Source organism: Neisseria iguanae, from assembly GCF_003013245.1.
GTDB classification, from domain to species: domain Bacteria; phylum Pseudomonadota; class Gammaproteobacteria; order Burkholderiales; family Neisseriaceae; genus Neisseria; species Neisseria iguanae.
In genome coordinates, this window is the sequence record NZ_PXYY01000004.1 from 15,141 (window position 1) to 31,406 (window position 16,266).

General features: G+C 44.9%; 14 protein-coding genes. 9 read left to right on the forward strand and 5 right to left on the reverse strand.

What is annotated here, in order from left to right:
- Window positions 1-35 precede the first annotated feature (35 nt).
- The 9 genes from C7N83_RS01115 to C7N83_RS01155 all read left to right on the forward strand — a co-directional run bounded on the left by C7N83_RS01115 (window position 36) and on the right by C7N83_RS01155 (window position 11,768).
- On the forward strand, window positions 36-2,087 hold the full coding sequence (locus C7N83_RS01115) for a type IV secretory system conjugative DNA transfer family protein (protein ID WP_106740002.1): 2,052 nt from the start codon (window positions 36-38) through the stop codon (window positions 2,085-2,087).
- A 71-nt stretch (window positions 2,088-2,158) separates the two neighbouring features.
- Window positions 2,159-2,800: a hypothetical protein gene (locus C7N83_RS01120; protein ID WP_106740004.1), complete on the forward strand. Its 642-nt coding sequence runs from the start codon at window positions 2,159-2,161 to the stop codon at window positions 2,798-2,800.
- A 21-nt stretch (window positions 2,801-2,821) separates the two neighbouring features.
- Window positions 2,822-5,251: a UvrD-helicase domain-containing protein gene (locus tag C7N83_RS01125; protein ID WP_170064753.1), complete on the forward strand. Its 2,430-nt coding sequence runs from the start codon at window positions 2,822-2,824 to the stop codon at window positions 5,249-5,251.
- Between the two features lie 94 nt (window positions 5,252-5,345).
- Window positions 5,346-8,366, forward strand: a complete 3,021-nt coding sequence (locus tag C7N83_RS01130) for an LPD7 domain-containing protein (RefSeq protein ID WP_106740007.1) — start codon at window positions 5,346-5,348, stop codon at window positions 8,364-8,366.
- Between the two features lie 68 nt (window positions 8,367-8,434).
- Entirely contained in the window at window positions 8,435-9,031 is a 597-nt protein-coding gene (locus tag C7N83_RS01135; protein ID WP_106740009.1) for a hypothetical protein, read from the forward strand.
- Between the two features lie 107 nt (window positions 9,032-9,138).
- The gene (locus C7N83_RS01140) at window positions 9,139-9,675 is read left to right on the forward strand and encodes a ribbon-helix-helix domain-containing protein (protein WP_106740011.1); all 537 of its coding nucleotides are present in this window, start codon (window positions 9,139-9,141) and stop codon (window positions 9,673-9,675) included.
- An 11-nt stretch (window positions 9,676-9,686) separates the two neighbouring features.
- On the forward strand, window positions 9,687-10,922 hold the full coding sequence (locus C7N83_RS01145; RefSeq protein ID WP_106740013.1) for a relaxase family protein: 1,236 nt from the start codon (window positions 9,687-9,689) through the stop codon (window positions 10,920-10,922).
- A 187-nt stretch (window positions 10,923-11,109) separates the two neighbouring features.
- On the forward strand, window positions 11,110-11,340 hold the full coding sequence (locus C7N83_RS01150) for a FitA-like ribbon-helix-helix domain-containing protein (protein ID WP_049231193.1): 231 nt from the start codon (window positions 11,110-11,112) through the stop codon (window positions 11,338-11,340).
- On the forward strand, window positions 11,340-11,768 hold the full coding sequence (locus C7N83_RS01155) for a type II toxin-antitoxin system VapC family toxin (RefSeq protein WP_106740014.1): 429 nt from the start codon (window positions 11,340-11,342) through the stop codon (window positions 11,766-11,768). Before C7N83_RS01150 ends, C7N83_RS01155 begins: the two co-directional genes overlap by 1 nt.
- A 474-nt stretch (window positions 11,769-12,242) precedes the next feature.
- Here C7N83_RS01155 and C7N83_RS01160 read toward each other — a convergent pair whose 3' ends face one another.
- From C7N83_RS01160 to C7N83_RS01180, 5 genes are all read right to left on the reverse strand, one after another.
- A complete protein-coding gene (locus tag C7N83_RS01160) occupies window positions 12,243-13,238 on the reverse strand; it encodes a CBASS cGAMP-activated phospholipase (RefSeq protein WP_106740016.1) in 996 nt (331 codons plus the stop codon).
- Window positions 13,225-13,653: a hypothetical protein gene (locus C7N83_RS01165; protein WP_106740018.1), complete on the reverse strand. Its 429-nt coding sequence runs from the start codon at window positions 13,651-13,653 to the stop codon at window positions 13,225-13,227. Before C7N83_RS01165 ends, C7N83_RS01160 begins: the two co-directional genes overlap by 14 nt.
- A 50-nt stretch (window positions 13,654-13,703) precedes the next feature.
- Window positions 13,704-14,099: a ThiF family adenylyltransferase gene (locus C7N83_RS01170; protein WP_170064754.1), complete on the reverse strand. Its 396-nt coding sequence runs from the start codon at window positions 14,097-14,099 to the stop codon at window positions 13,704-13,706.
- A gap of 457 nt (window positions 14,100-14,556) precedes the next feature.
- Entirely contained in the window at window positions 14,557-15,345 is a 789-nt protein-coding gene (locus C7N83_RS01175) for an N-6 DNA methylase (protein WP_106740021.1), read from the reverse strand.
- 56 nt (window positions 15,346-15,401) lie between these two features.
- On the reverse strand, window positions 15,402-15,800 hold the full coding sequence (locus C7N83_RS01180; protein ID WP_106740022.1) for a phosphoglycerate kinase: 399 nt from the start codon (window positions 15,798-15,800) through the stop codon (window positions 15,402-15,404).
- Window positions 15,801-16,266: the final 466 nt, after the last annotated feature.

Genomic DNA, 16,266 nt, shown 5'->3' on the forward strand with positions numbered 1-16,266 from the left:
CGCCTTTTGGCGGGCTTTATTTTGGAGTATTTGTAATGAGAAAACCCGTAACCGACATTCTGCTATCCCTGCTACTAGCTATTACTACCATATGTGTCGGTCTGTATCTAGGAGCGGTGGTTTATACGAAATGGCTGGGACTTAAAACTGCACCGTCGTTATCTTTGCTTTATGCCTATTGGCAGCATTTCGACCGGTTACCGCAAGGCATGGTTTTTCCGCTGAAGGTTTCGACGGCAGTTGCAGCCGCTATCCCTGTGGTCGGACTGATTATGTTACTGGTCTCGGTTCTGAGGGGAAAAAGAAAGGAGTTGCACGGCTCTTCAAGGTTTGCGAGCGAGCGCGAAATCAGGAAATCAGGGTTGTTAGATAACCCGTCAGCAAAGAAACGAAAAAAGGGAAAGGATGTGCCGGACCTGATTTTGGGCAAATACAAAGGGAAATATCTGCGTTGGTCAAACGATGGTTTTCTCTACTTGGCTGCCCGTACCCGAAGCGGCAAAGGTATAGGTTTTGTTATACCCAATTGCCTGCACTACCGACACAGTATGGTGGTCAACGATATAAAGAAGGAAAACTTTCTGATTACCGCCGGATTCCGCGCCAAACACGGGCAGAAGGTGTTTTTCTTCAATCCGTCAGGAACGATGCCTTACCACACCGAAGAGCCTGACGCGCCGCTGATCAGTCATCGTTGGAATCCGCTGACTTATGTACGCCGCGATCCTGTTTATACCTACAAGGACGCACTATCCGTGGCGGCAATTTTTTATCCGCTTAGAAATGACGATAAGGACGGCTCGAATTTTTGGCAAGAAGCTGCACAGAAATTGTTCACAGGGTTGCTGCTGTATTTGATTGAAACCGAGAAGGAACGTGATCTCAATCTAATGCAGAATATGACAACAATGACCAATCTTTTCCGACTTACCTCCCCCGCCAACGGTAAGACTTTGAAGGAATGGATAAATGACGAACTGGAATTGCGTTCTGTTTCTTCTACGGCTAGTCTTAGTAGGAACTGCGTATTCTTACTGAGGGATTTTCTCCAAAAAGCAGAAAAAGAGGCGGCAAGCGTCGTATCAACAATGAATGCACCTTTGTCAATCTTTCTTGATCCTGCGGTAGAGGCTGCTACAAGCGGCGACGATTTCCGCTTAGATAGACTGCGCATGGAGCCGACAACCATCTATTTGGGTGTTGCTCCCAATGAACTGAAAATATATAGCACGCTGTTGAAACTGTTTTTCAGCCAATTATGCGATGTCAATGTCCAGCAGGGTCTGCCGTCTGACAACCCAAAATTGAAATATCAGTGTCTGTTGCTATTAGACGAATTTACCGCACTAGGCAATATCCCTGCCATCGAAAAAGGAGTGGGCTATCTGGCCGGTTACGGTATCCGCCCTATTCTCGTCTTTCAAACTCCTTCACAGGTGGAAGAAGTATATGGCAGTACAGCACGGCAGACGTTCTTCTCCAACTTTGCCGTCCGTATGATTTTTGCACCTCGCGAACAAAACGATGCGGAAGAATTGAGTAAGTTGATCGGATTTTATACCTATAAGGCGAAAGGAACGTCCCGCTCTCGAGGTAAAAGCAGCAGTAGCGGAGTGAGTGTCAGTGATCAAAAGCGTGCGGTCATGAACCCCGACGAGCTCAAGGTCATGCCGAATTCCGACTGCATCATCAGTATGGCAGGGATGTCCGCTATCTATGCAGAAAAGATTATCTATGATGAAGACCCTGCCCTCAAAGATCGCGCTTTCCTGCCTATCCCACATGTTCCCGAGTTGAATGTACATATTGAGGCAAAGAAACCGGTTGAGGTTTCTAAACCTGCATATGTTTCGCCGGAGGAGATGGAAAGTTTCAACTGGCGTGACGCGGTTAACGCTGAAGAACTGGCTCGTTCGGTACTGGAAGCGATTATTCCGGCTGGCAGCCCACCGGAATTTGTCGCGCAGATAGTTCCGGTAATTGCCCGCAATTGGGGCGAAGGCAGCCTATCCGTTATTGCCAGTATATTGAAAGAGACATCAGGTATTACGGTCAACACGAAAGAGATACACACAGAATCTGCTTAATGATGGTTTTCAGACGGTCCAACAGACCGTCTGAATTTTTAAGCAGCCCGTAAATTTATCGGAGGTTTGAGATGAAAAAAATTGTCCTGGTTACCGGTGGTTCAGAGCAACAACGTAACCGATATATTGCAATTCAACAGACTAAAATAAAGAACAGAGACATCAGAGCGATTCCGGCGCTGAGCAATGAAGAAATACTTCATGACATGGAATACGCATGGGGCATTGATTTATATATCGGCATGAACGATACTGAATACATTTCACAAGCAATCCTCGATAAGGTTACGGATCGTGTCCACTTATTGTATGAAAACGGGGAGCTTTCAGTCATAGAAACAGATTATTCCGGTAAACAAACCAAATATAAGTATGATAACCCAGCGGATATTTCATGTTGGCAGGCGATAACACAAACAAAAGTAATCATTATCGGGAATAGTGACGATGGCCGAACAGTCTTCCCCACTAATCTGTTAGATGATGAAGGTTGCGATACAGCCTTTTCTTTCGGTATATTGCTCTCTACAAGTGAATTGCACGATCCGTTCGCGCATTGGGACTCTGAAATTGCTAGCCGATTGGATAAGTTATTTCATTATCGACTCAATACTGTTTCCTATGACCCTAAAACACGAACAGGTTTTGCATCTATAAGCGATTCGTCCCCGCCTGCCGTAGGAACGATTCGCTGTCTGCCTGAAGATAATTAATGAGATGCGAGGAGAATGGGGTTGGATAAACAACTCAAAAAGCCATCTACTTCCAAAGCGAGTGATGATCCGCTTTTCGACCTGCTCAAACAAAGCCGGTCTCTTTGGGTACGGTTCGCAAGCCGAATATGTTCCACCCATTTCCTCGATGCCCTGAAAAAGTCTTTTGATTTAGGTTTCCGGCAAGGGAATGACGCCCCCCGAGAATTGCGGATCCGATATCAAGACAATGTTTCACTTCCCGAAAACGGTTTTGATGAATCCATTTACGGACCTGAAAAGTTTGCTGTAACAGACTCTCTCAAACGTCAGATGATTGATGATACGCAGAAAGCCGCTGACGCTGGTCTGGTTTCCATGCCCAGCGACTCACAATGGGAAATGATATTTTCCGATCATCCTGCGTCGAGCGTTGTTGCCGGGGCAGGTTCGGGTAAGTCCACTACCCTGGTACTCAGGGTAGTATTTATGGTCTGTTATCTCAAAATCGACATTAATGAAATTCAGTTGATTTCTTTTACCCGTGCTTCGTGTGAGGAGTTGAGAGAGAAAATAAAAAAGGTCTTTTCTTTTAAAGAATGGCAAAACGTCATTGATTTGAATGAGGACGAATTGGATAAACAATTAAAACGGTTAGTAAGAACATTCCATTCAGCCCTTTATGCACTCTCGTGCAGACAATACCAAAACTTTGAGATATTTGAGTTTTTAGGAAATAACGAAGCACAGGACGGATTTAATCCGCTTTTTGCAAGCAAACTGACGGATGAGCAGAGAGAGGTTGTGCTAGAAGCATACCGCAACTGCTTTTATGATGTAGCTAAATTTCGAAATGCTATCGTCAAACTGTACAAAAAAACCATTCTTACTAAGAAACTCAAATTGGCCGATTCCGGTAAGGATTACAACAATCAAATGCTCAAGATAGCATCTGACAGGGATTTTCTGTTAACTGAAACAGTGAACAAACTATGGAAAAAAGACTTTGAGCGTGCCGGTTTGGATATTGATCTTGTACCGAAGCCTTTAGGTTACTATGACGGCCATTTGTTTTATTGCAATGCCATGATTAAAACCGATAAACAGGATATTCCTTTGTTTATCAGTTTACGCGGTCGTAAAAATAATCAGGAAATAACCACTGATAATGAGGAATTACTAAAACAAGTCAAAACGATACCCATTGCATTAATGATGAAAAAGAATATTGTCCTTCAATATATTGCCACTGAGTATCTGCATGTTCAAACTTCGGATGTTCTGGAAAAACTGAAATCCGCCTTGAAATTCGCAGAAGGAAACGAGATTCCGAAAGAGGCTCCACGTTTCGAATTTCAATTAGAAGGTGATATAAGCAAAACTTCAATTGAAGAAGCCTTGCTCACGGAAGCAAATTTTATTGAAAATCTTGGAATGGAAGTTCCTGATGCGATTAAAAGGATTTTTGAAAAGAAAATTTTTAGGCAATCTTACGATGAATATCAATTTGCTACTGCACTTTTCCATTTCATACCGTATCTAGGAAAAACATTGTCGGAAAACAAAATTGTTTTGTTTAACCACCTGTTTTTACGCGGTGCAAACGATGAAAACGGGCTACCACAAAATTGCCGGCAATTATTTAATTTCAAGCATTTGCTGATTGACGAATTTCAGGATATTTCCCCTCAGATTGTCAACTGGATTAAAGCCATACACCGGAAACTTGTGTCAAATGGCTATGCTCCCTCCATTATGGCCATTGGCGATGACTGGCAGTCTATTTATGGCTGGAGAGGCAGTGCACCGGAGTTATTCATCAATTTTCACAAGTATTTTCCCGTACATAGAGACTTAGGTGGGAAACCTGCTTATTACCAAATGATGCACAATTATCGGTCGTTGGAGCCTATCTTAAGAGATGCTGAAAAAATACTGAGACCGGTAAAGAACAAAATAGACAAAAAGGCAATAGCCGTTAAGGAAAACGATACCGGTTGTCTTGGGGTGCAATTGATAACAGGGATAGACTTTAAAATGGATAAAGACATCCAGTCTATCGCCGACCAAATTATTGAAGAGAAAAATTGGGTTTCGAATTTACCCAATAAGGACAAAAATCAAGTAATGATATTGTCACGGACAAGGGATGTACGAGATAGAGTAGTTGACGAGTTAAAATGGCGCGGTTCTTTAGCGGGTATAAAACAATATACCTTCCATCAATCAAAAGGTTTACAGGCTGAGGTGGCTATTCTTTGCGGAGATACACGTTACGATTTAAACCACAGGTTCAGGAATGCTGTTTATGAAGTAAGTGGTATTTTCAATCAGACTTATGATGAAGCTGCGACCGATGAGATTTACAGACTGGCTTATGTTGCTGCTACACGTGGTATTCGCCGCGTAATTTGGTTTGTTGATGATGCCCAAAGTACCGGAGCCTCTTTCCAACTAAAGCCACATCAGTAGTATACGGATTTAAATTATTTGCCGCCATTGACCAGGTGTTAATGGCGGTTTTCTTTTGGGAGGACATTTATGAACAACTATGAAGGAAACAAAAATGGCGGAATATGATGAAATTCGGGCGGCGTTGAGCCATATCGGTGCAGACGACCGCGATATGTGGATACGTATGGGCGCAGCTGTCAAAGACGAAATGGGTGAAGACGGTTTCCACCTGTGGGATGAATGGTCTCAGACAAGCGGCAGTTACAATGCCCGCGACGCAAAAGCCGCATGGAAGTCGTTCAAACCAGGGCATATTAGTATAGGCACATTGTTTTATCATGCCCGGCAGAACGGCTGGAGGCCTGAAAAACCGTATATTCCGCTTTCCGATGCCGAAAAAGCCCGGCGGCAGGCAGAATCCGAAAACAAACGGCTTGAAGCAGAGCGGTTGCGACAAGAGGGTTACGAACGTGTAAAGGGGACTGCTCAAAGAATATGGGCGCAGAGTGTGCCCGCCACATTGGCACACCCCTACCTTACAGCCAAAGGCATAACCGATCCCGCCGTAGTTTCAGGTATCCGCCAAAACGAATACAACGACAGTCTGAGACTGCAAATCCCCGTTTTCTACGACGGCCAACTGTACAACCTGCAATCTATTGATCCCACCGGCAACAAACGCTTTTTGAAAGACGGTCGAAAAGACGGCGGTTATACGGTGATCGGCGATGCATCCAAAATTTCAAACGGCGTGGTGATAGCAGAGGGTTTTGCCACCGCCGCCAGTATCCATCAAGCGACTGGACAGCCTGTTATCGTAGCTTTCGATGCAGACAATATGGTCAAGGTGTCCGAAAAACTGGCGCGAAATCTACCATCCGACACCAAAGTAACGATTGCGGTCGATAACGACGCATCGGGAAAAGGTTTGCATTCTGCCCAGCAGGCGGCGGCCTTATTCAATGGTCGAGCTATTGCCATCGAGCCGGAATTCAGTATGCAGCAGATTCAGAAGTTTCAACAGACGGCGGGAATGGATAAACAAGGCAGACCAAAACTGCCGAGCGACTACAACGACCTGCACCAGTTGGCGGGCATCGAAGCCGTCAGAAAGGCTTTGACAGAAGGTCGGAATCTGGCCGCTCCTGAATCCGAGCATCGCATCCAGCTTGATACAGATATGGAACAGGCCATTGCAGACGAGATTGCTGAATGGCAGGCACGGCAGCAAGCATCGGAGCGTGGTCATACGGCAGAATCCTCGGTCAGGTCGTCTGAAAGCCCTGCATCCGAACAGTCCGGCAAACAGAAGGAAGAAGAGATGATTCAACAAACCGAAACATTGCAAGCTGTAACCTCAAGTCAGGCAGAAGCCAACGGCATCGAATACGCGGAAAAATGGCGTGAACGGACAACCGAACCTTATCAGCCGATTGATCCCGATCATCCATACGGTATCGGCCGTACCGGCAGTCATTTCGGCGACGCTCCACCGTTGGAAACAGATGCGCACGGCAAGGCAAAATATTTTTACGAATCCGACTTTGCCAAGTATCAACTCGATGATGCCAGAACCGATATACGTTATGTCCGCACCTCACCCGAAGCCATACAGAAAGACTTGGATGCTGCGGGAGACATCAATTTTTATTACGGTATTACCGAAAGTGGTCGGACGGTCATGTTTACCAAGACTGAACAAGGATGGCAGTCGCCGCAGCCCGGCGACCGTCCCATCCCAGCTCCAGATAGAGCCGAGCGGCCACCACAACAGGAATCGGATACCGAACCGCTGCGGGCTTTGCAAAATGAGGGAAGAAAAGCCGTTCTCGATCTGAACTACAATATCCCGCCGGACAGTATTGCCCACCGTTATATCGTTTCAGACGGTAAATATATGTCTGCCGAAAACGGCACGACCGTAATGTTTACCGACAAAGGCAACAAATTAAGTACGGCCCGTTCGGATACGCAAACCGTCAATGATATGTTGGAAGTAGTCAAAGAAAAAGGCTGGGACAACATCAAACTGACGGGCAGCAAAGAATTTAAGCGCGCAATGTTTCTTGCAGCAGAAAGCCGGGGGATCCGTACCACCGGCTACCGTCCGACCAAAGAAGATTTGGCTTATCTCGACCACCTGCGTGAGGGACGGGCATTGAACGGCGTGGAAGAACAGCACACGCAAGAACCGGTTAAAGCCGGAGAAGGCAATTCTCCATTCCCCCAACATAACAAAAATCGTGATATGTCGTCTGAAAAGGCAGTGCCAACCCGCGAACAGTCATCCGTACCTGCCGAGGGCGAGCGTATCGTGACCGTCGGCAGCGCCCCCTATCTTCATAATGCCCAAAATAAGGAAAGCCCGTATATCGTACTGGAACGGGACGGCAAAGAGCGCACGGTATGGGGTGTGGACATTCCTGACGCAATGGACCGCAGCGGCGCAGAAGTCGGTGACCGCATCCGGCTTCATTCGTTGGGTAGGCAGCCGGTAGAAGTGGAAGTACCGATTTACGACAAAGACGGCAAAGTTACCGGTATGGAAACCAAGGCTGCATACCGTAACATGTTTGACATGGAAATCGTACGCGAACAGGACAAACAGAAAGAGCATGAAACCTCTGTCTCGCAACCTGACACCGCCGCCCTGTCGAAGGCAGACGAAATGCTGGCGCGGAGCAAAACACCTTCCGATGCCACCATCAATACTTCCCATACCGCCGATACCCAAGCAGGCGTACCGTTACAGGGTATAGGCCAGGGTGAAATACCTGCCGAAGTGGCGGTACGCGCGGCCAAGATGAAATCTGACGCGCTGGATACCCGGCTGCAATCGTCCAAAGCCGTCTATATGACCAAGGCCGGAAAGCTGTCCAAAGCCAACAAATCCCACCTGCAATTCCACGAACGCAACGTTATGGATGCAATTCGGGGGGTGAAAGGAGATGCACGAAAACTGGCCTTGGCCAACTATTACGAACATACCGCCGAGAAAATGAAGGGGTCGAAGCTGGATTTACCCAAACCGGTTCAGATACCAAGCCCGCAGCATTCGTTGGATCAGGTACGGCAACAGAACGACCGGGATCGGCAACATGAGAAAGAGCAGGAAATGGAACAGGGTCGTTAAGTTTGTCTTTCAACCATACGGTCTGAAACAGCATTGTTTCAGACCGTTTTTTTTTTTGGAGTAAAACGATGGCAAATGAACTTCAACAACCGTGCAGCAGAAGGGAAATTGTGAAATCTCAAGATAACATCGAGCGTGTGAGTAATGCCGACATTCCCGAGTTTTTGAAACCGATGATTGAGTCTGGCGAAATTACCCAATGGAGGGAATTCCCGAACCGCTTTTTTGTCAATGGCGTGGACAAAGCAAGAATTATTTGGCACACGGACGAACAGGAGTTCGGTTATGCCTACCTCAACGAACTACCGAAAGAGCAGTTTGAGAAATTCCGCGATACCTACAACCATATCCGTACACTGCACAAGGCAGAGAAAGAGCATCTATACAGTGCACAGGAGGGGGCATTGGAAAAAACAGGCGTTAAGGAAGTGCCCACTATCCGGGACGTGGTACCGTCTTCCCCTGAAGAACGGCTACACACCGCCAAACATCGTTACCTGATGCAGGATACTTTTTTGACGCAACCCGAAAGACAGAAGCGGCAATTTAAAGAGTATCTGATGGAAAAAGCAGTCCACGACATGCCGCCCGATATGCAAGTAAAAGCGCGGGCTAATTTTTACGAGTCGCAGATTATTGAAACTGCCAAGGAACAGGACAAGTAATCGGATAGTCCTGGTTTTGATCCGATACGGTGTTTCTCCCCTCCTCTATTGAATTCTACCCTTCAAGGCCGTCTGAACATCAGACGGCCTTATTTTTGAGTAATCGTATGAATAATGAAAATGGTAAAAGCAGCCCGATCAGGGTGTTCGGTCTATCCCAAAATGAACAGTCATCATTGCGCGCCTTAGCTGTGATGCGATACGGCAAAAATAGCATTTCTCTGCTGCTTAAGAAAACAGCACAATCTTTATTAGAACAAGCCGCAGAACCTGAACCAGTTTCACTGCCGCCGCCCAAAAGCAACAAACGTATTACCATCCGGCTACCGGAAAAAGACCGTGCTTATTTGGAAGAGGCTGCTAAACAGCGTGGCGGCACGATCAACGATGCAGTACGCGACATCATACAGACACATATCAGCCGCCATCCCATCCTTTCCGCCGTCGAACTGGACGAATTACACCATTCAAATTACCAACTTTTGAGTATCGGACGAAATCTCAACCAAATCGCCCACAAACTCAATGCGGGCGAACCTGTCTCTCTGACATCACAATACATCGCCGAACTGCGCGAAATCATCAACAACCATACCGAGCGCGTCGGGCGGGTACTGCATACCCAGCGAAGGCGTAAAAAATAAGGAGGCAGACTATGGCGACCAATCCCATAGACGACTGGTTTTTAGGTTATAAAACCCGTGCCGTCAAATCCAAAGACCGGGGCGGCTTGTATTTGGGTCACGGCCGCCGCCCGTCAAAACCGCTGAAATCCGGCAGCGGCCTAACCAATCTTAAGGCCGCCGCTCTCAAGCACCCCGAAGTAATGGTAAAAATACCTCGCCGCCTCAGCAGTAATTCAAAAGGGATTGCCGGAGTACGCGGCCATTTGGACTATGTATCACGCAACGGCAAAATACAGGTTGAAACCAATGACGGCGAACGCTTAAATGGTAAACGGGCGGTACGTGACTTGGTGGAGGATTGGAAACGATTGGGTATTGCCGAACACACCAAGCATAAAGAGGCATTAAACATCGTACTGTCGATGCCGCCAGGTACACCGCCGCAAGCTGTATTGGATGCTGCCCGAAACTTTGCTGCCGAGCAATTTGAGGGGCACAAATACGCCTTTGCACTGCACCACGAGTCGGACAAAGAGGGGGAGCCGCCGCATCCACACGTCCACCTATGCGTACTAGTGCGTAATCAGTTCGGTGATCGGCTCAATCCGCGTAAAAACGACCTGTTCGAATGGCGTGTTCGCTTTGCCGAAAAACTCCGTGAAGAAGGTGTACAGTGCGCCGCCACTAGGCGACAGCATCGAGGAATAACGCAAAAACCGGAAAACAGTGTCTTTCGTGCCATAAAATCACGCGGCCAAGTACCGAACCGCTACCGGCAACAGGCTGAAGAACTGATTGAAGCCGTCAAACACAACGAACGACCGACACATAAGTCTTGGAAGAAAATAATGCACACCCGCGGGCTGATAGTGGATGAGTACGGCAAAATAGCCAAAGAGCTGTACAAAATGGGACATAAGACCGAAGCACGTATCATCAGCCGGTTGGCCAAAGAAACCGCCGCTCAACCGCGTGATACTAAGGCGCAGCAACAGTTTGATACAGCCGTCAACAACGGCATGACTGCTGAAAAACTGACCCAAAACCTGAAGCATCAACTTGATGAAAGCGAGCAATTCAGCAATCTTGCACGAAAATTGTCGGAAAGCGGACATAAAACGGAAGCGAAGCTTATGCAGGATATTGCCGTTGCGGCAGCCGGTCGATCCATTGTCGGAGAAACTTCATTGGAACGCAGCAATAGCCAATCTGCAGAAAAACCGTCCCCGCATCATGAACACGGGGATGACGGGTTGACACGGTAGTTTTGAATCCGTACATACTACAAACCATATTTGCAGAAACCATACGGCAACGACAACCCGGCCGCAGCACTGGAAACGGTGCTGCGGCCGGGCTTTTTTGTTTATAGGAAATACCCATCTCACTTGCTATCAATTTGCAAAAATGATAGCATTTGACAGTATTCAAACAACCTCGAAAGGAACGGATATGCCTTCCATTACAGTCAGAAACCTATCCGAAGAGACCCATCGAGCCCTTAAAGCACGTGCCTTAGCCGCCGGTCGGAGTACGGAAGCCGAAATACGGCTGATACTGGATCAAGCTGCACGCCCCAAACAACGTGTCCGTCTTGGCTCACTGTTATCCGATATCGGTCGAGAAGCAGGAGGTGTGGATTTAGACATAGAACGGAAAGAGCAAACTGAGGTACGGTTTTAATGATTCTGCTGGACACCAATATCATTTCTGAACCGCTCCGCCCCAAGCCTGATTCTGCCGTCATCGCTTGGTTAGACAGACAACCGGTGGAAACACTATATCTTTCCAGCATTACCGTGGCGGAACTGCGTTTCGGCATCGCCATCCTTCCCGAAGGCGGAAAAAAATGGTTGTTATTGGAAAAATTGGAAGAAACAATATTACCTGTATTTTCAGACCGAATTTTGGATTTTGACATCGAAGCTGCCACTACTTATGCCAAAGTCCGTGCAACAGCGCGGGCGGCAGGATTCACCGTTGCGGCGGCAGACGGTTATATTGCGGCCATAGCCTGTTACCACCATATGACGGTAGCTACCCGAGATACGACTCCGTTTACCGCAGCCGGATTAAAAGTCATCAACCCGTTTCTAGGTGGTAAAAAATAGTCCATACCTAACAACAGCTCTCTTAACCGACTGACAAACAAAAAAACCCTGTGGTCGTACAAGATTTGGTACGACCACAGGGTTTTTTAATGTCTAAATTATCAGTACTATAATCTCAAACACTAGTTAGTTAAATTTCCATCTGACCTCTATAAAATTGTCGGTTGCTTTACGCATCGTAGTGGTGCGCGTTTACCATATAGACAACACAGTTAAAGCTACTGATTCTGCTGCTGACCATTTCAAACCCTCCGGCTTAACCGCTGACATTTAACTAAATTTCCAAAATTCTCAACTCCATCTAATCAGAACATTATAGTTCTATAACAATCTGCATCTATAATGTTGTAAGGTTTTAATCATAATGATTTTAGCAACCTCTTCTCATAGGGATAATTCTAACTTGAACTTAATTTCCTTTGTGATCTAGGACAACCATCCAATTCTTATAAATATTTTACTCAAGGATTTGCATCAACGATTAAAAAACCGAGGTGCTTTTACATGTTCGTCAAAAAATGCTCGTACTTTTTCTTTTCCAAACGCAGCCTTAGATGATTGATTTGCATTGGATATCAAGATCTGTTTGGCAGAATCAGTCACGTTATCTAAACCAACATACTTAGCCGAACTTTCAGTTAAATTTTCGTCTATTTCGACTAAATTTTCTTTTATTCTATGCTTAACTATTTGTTGCATAAATAATTGTTGGGAACTTAGGGTAAGCTCGATAATATTTTTTGCTGCATTTATGAAATTTCCCTCTCCCCAGTCAACTAACCCGCCTTTTTTGTTCGTATTTGGATTAATTGTCTTTTTAGATGACATGGTACCAATGGAAAGTATTTTTACATTCTCTGTATTTTGTTTGAAATAATTTTCTGCTTCGTGCAAACCAATTAGACTTGGACTATTAGCAAACAATCCCCCATCAACATATTCACTTTTATTAATAGTATGTCGTTTAAAAAAGGTTGGAGCAGCAGAGGTGGCTAAAGCAACATCCACAATTCTTAATTCGCAATCTCGTATAAAATCACAGTTATGGGCGGTCTTGAAGGTTACAGGTTTACCGACCGTATAATCAACTGATGGAATTACTACTGGATGTTTTAAATCTCCTAATTTCGCGTCGCCGAACCACTCAGTTAAAATAGTTTTTAACCTGTCGGATTTATACTTGGCTTTGTAAATTCCTAAAAAAGTAAAATGGTTTTTTTTAAATATTTGTTTTCCATTCTTATCAAAAATATTAACTATATCTTTGGCAGGGATTTCGTAGGCTAATGCTAAAGCTATAATGCCACCAATTGATGTTCCTGTGATTAGATCAAAATAATTCGCAATACAATCATCTTTATTTTTCTTTTTTAAATGGGATTCAATATTTTCTAAAACCGTAGCGGTATACAATCCTCGATATCCACCACCAGTTAATGACAAAATCTTGAAAGATTCATTTATATTCATTTAATTCACCTGATACTCCACAAAATTGACATTTGTCATTCCCAATTAAATTAATATCTTCTATTTTATTCAGATAGTGAATTGAGTTATAACGTGTTTGATAATTTTTCTCAATCTTGCCCGTGCTCAACCACTCTAGAATCATATTTATTCCCAATGAAGTAGCCATCATTCCCCCTGATACCGCATAAGGTGTAAATGCAGAACACACACCTATACGCTGTTCCGGCGAAATGTCCTTAATTGGTAAATATTCTTGATGGAAACCATCGGCAGACGAACCTAAGCACTGAATGCAACCACCTTCTTTAACTTGCTGTGCAGGATCAATCCATAAACCCTGTACACACTCGCCATTACCAAAAATCCAAAGGTGTTGAAGAATTGGTCGTTTTTCCTTCGGTAATTTCTGCAAAGTTTCATTTAGATACTCTTGAACTTCAAGACTACCTGTTGCATCTACAATCAGATCAAAATTGTCTTTCTCAAAAAACTTTGAATCAAATGATGAGATGTTTTTAATTTCACATCGAATTTTTTTTGCTGAAAAAAGGTATTTTCAGCTAGATGTTGTTTTATGGCAGATGCCTTGAACTGACCACAATATAACAATCCCAAAAGATGTCTTGATACATTTTCTGCCAGAAACTGGTCTTTATCAACCAAAACAAAATCTGACTCAATTCCTGCTCCAATTTTTGTTAATGCATCTGCCATATATCCCCCAATCGCTCCAAGTCCTACCAATAATACTTTTTTGTTCAGTAGACCTTGGGGAGATTGGGCTGGTAAATATCGCAGTACACTTTTTTTAAAATCTAATTGTTGAGTATGAACAAATTGAACCGGTTCATCCAACAATCTTTTATTTTCTTGAGACTTTAATGATCTACTACAAATTCTCTCCCAAGAAAAACGACCGCCGCAGCCCCGTTACCGCCTCTCTATGTTCGGCAGAAACGTCCCCACGCCCCCAAGAGAAAAATAGGCGTGGCAATTTTGCAGGTTGCCGAAGGTGCCAGAAAAGTTGCCTAAGTCTGTTTTTCTCTTGGGGGCGTGGGGACGTTTCTGCCGAACATAGAGAGGCGGTAACGGGGCTGCGGCGGACGTTTTTTGACGTTAAGTTCCCTTATGCATATAAAGGTCATCTAAAACCGCTACTTCAGATAACCTTTATATTTTAGTAATGGTAAATAATTCGCCTTATAATCTTCAAACTTCATTGATTATCTTCATCGTAAACTCCTACACCATAGATAATTTTTTGTACAAACCTATAAAATGTGTTGCCCTTATACAACCTTTTTTAATGCTCACCTTAAAACAAAACTAATTGCTCTTCTAAAGTCAACAATGGAGCGGTTATCTTCGTTTCATCTTGACTGTGCTGTTTTGCGTCAAAAGCGGCTTTTTTTTCGGCTTCAATTTCAGCTCTCATATCGTCTTCAAAACCGCCACGCAACCAATGCACCGTCCGCCATGCCGTATGAAATTCGTTTTTTAAACTATCTCCATGTATGATTTTCGCGGGTATACCGTAAAAATGGCATTGCACAAAACACATCCACACACACAAAACATCTATATCCACCGCAACCGCTGCCATATGTAAAGTCGGAACTTTTCCGCTATCGGCGATATGTTCAGCAAAGGCAAGCAGATTCGCACCGCTCCCGCAACATGGTTCAAGTAAGGATACAAATCTTTGTTTCTCCAGTTTCTCCGCCGTGTCGATTCCTGCCAGTTTCGCCATCACCCTTGACACTGACATCGGCGTAAAATACTGCCCGTTACGCTCGTTTGACGCGCCCAAGTCCATATAAAGCTCACCCAAAAAATCTTCGTAGCTTCCGACGTTCCCTGCATGAAGACAGCCTGAAGTTAAAACGCCCAACAGCTCAGGAAAGATTTTAAAAGCCTCTTCTTTATATTCTCGGCGGATAGTGTGGTATCGCTCCTCGCGTATTACCCAACCATCATCCCGCATATAACTATTAAAAATCGCAAGGGCTGCCAGCTCCACGAAATCACGAAAAACATTAGACGGTTTATATGCCGCACCAAATGAATAAATAAGCTTTTTCAGGTCTTTAACCGTGTTTTCCATTTTTTGCTCCCGAAGGTTTCAGACGACCTTTGCCGCCCGAAACCGTTTAAATGCCATTACCACCAACTGTCATAAATAACTGCCCGTCCTTCGGCTATTGCTAATCGCGCATTCGCTATAAAGTTTTTGGTTTCTGTAATGTCTTCGGGATAAATTTGTGAATCTCCAAAGAAAAAGCCCGGCGTGTGTTCTAGTTTTTCTTCATTTAAATCAGCTTCCAGCCGTTCTAAATCTTCTAGTTCCAGCCGCACCGTACAACAATTAAATACATCGCATTTACCGCCTTTTTGCCGATATAGTTTTTCCATCCAGCCATGAAGATGGTTAAACTTCCGCCAGTACGCAAATTGATTCAGTTCTGCTTCATCGCGTTCATCTTCACTCACATTCACATCGGTTTGACGGTCGCCGACAAACTCGGCATTCATGGTGTAGCCGTACATATCAAGTCCCATTTGATAATCCTTTCATAAATGTTCATTCATAAATAAACAACCATCGGGGGCAGCGGCCGCCGTGTTGTGATGTCGTAAAAAATTTCAAAGCGCAAAAAGTCCAGACTGGCTTTGTGCGGCTTTCATCTTTGTCCGGTGCGCCCGTGGCGTGGTGGAAAAGGTGGAAGCCGTGCAAAGACACTTGTCTTGGTCTGGACTTTTTGCGCTTTGAAATTTAGACATCAACCAACAACACGGCGGCCGCTGCCCCCGATGGTTGTTTCAAACCTTCAGCCGCTTTGCGGCGTTTCCGCCCTTTTGGGCGGAATTGAAAAAACGCTTTAGGGCGTTTTTTGGCACTCGTTGCCTATCCTGCGTCTTGTTTTGATTTGCTGTTTATATGGGATATAGGCGTTACTTTGAGGAGGTGATACGCATGGACTTGGATATGTGTGAATATACTGAAGTATGGAAATGTATTTATTTG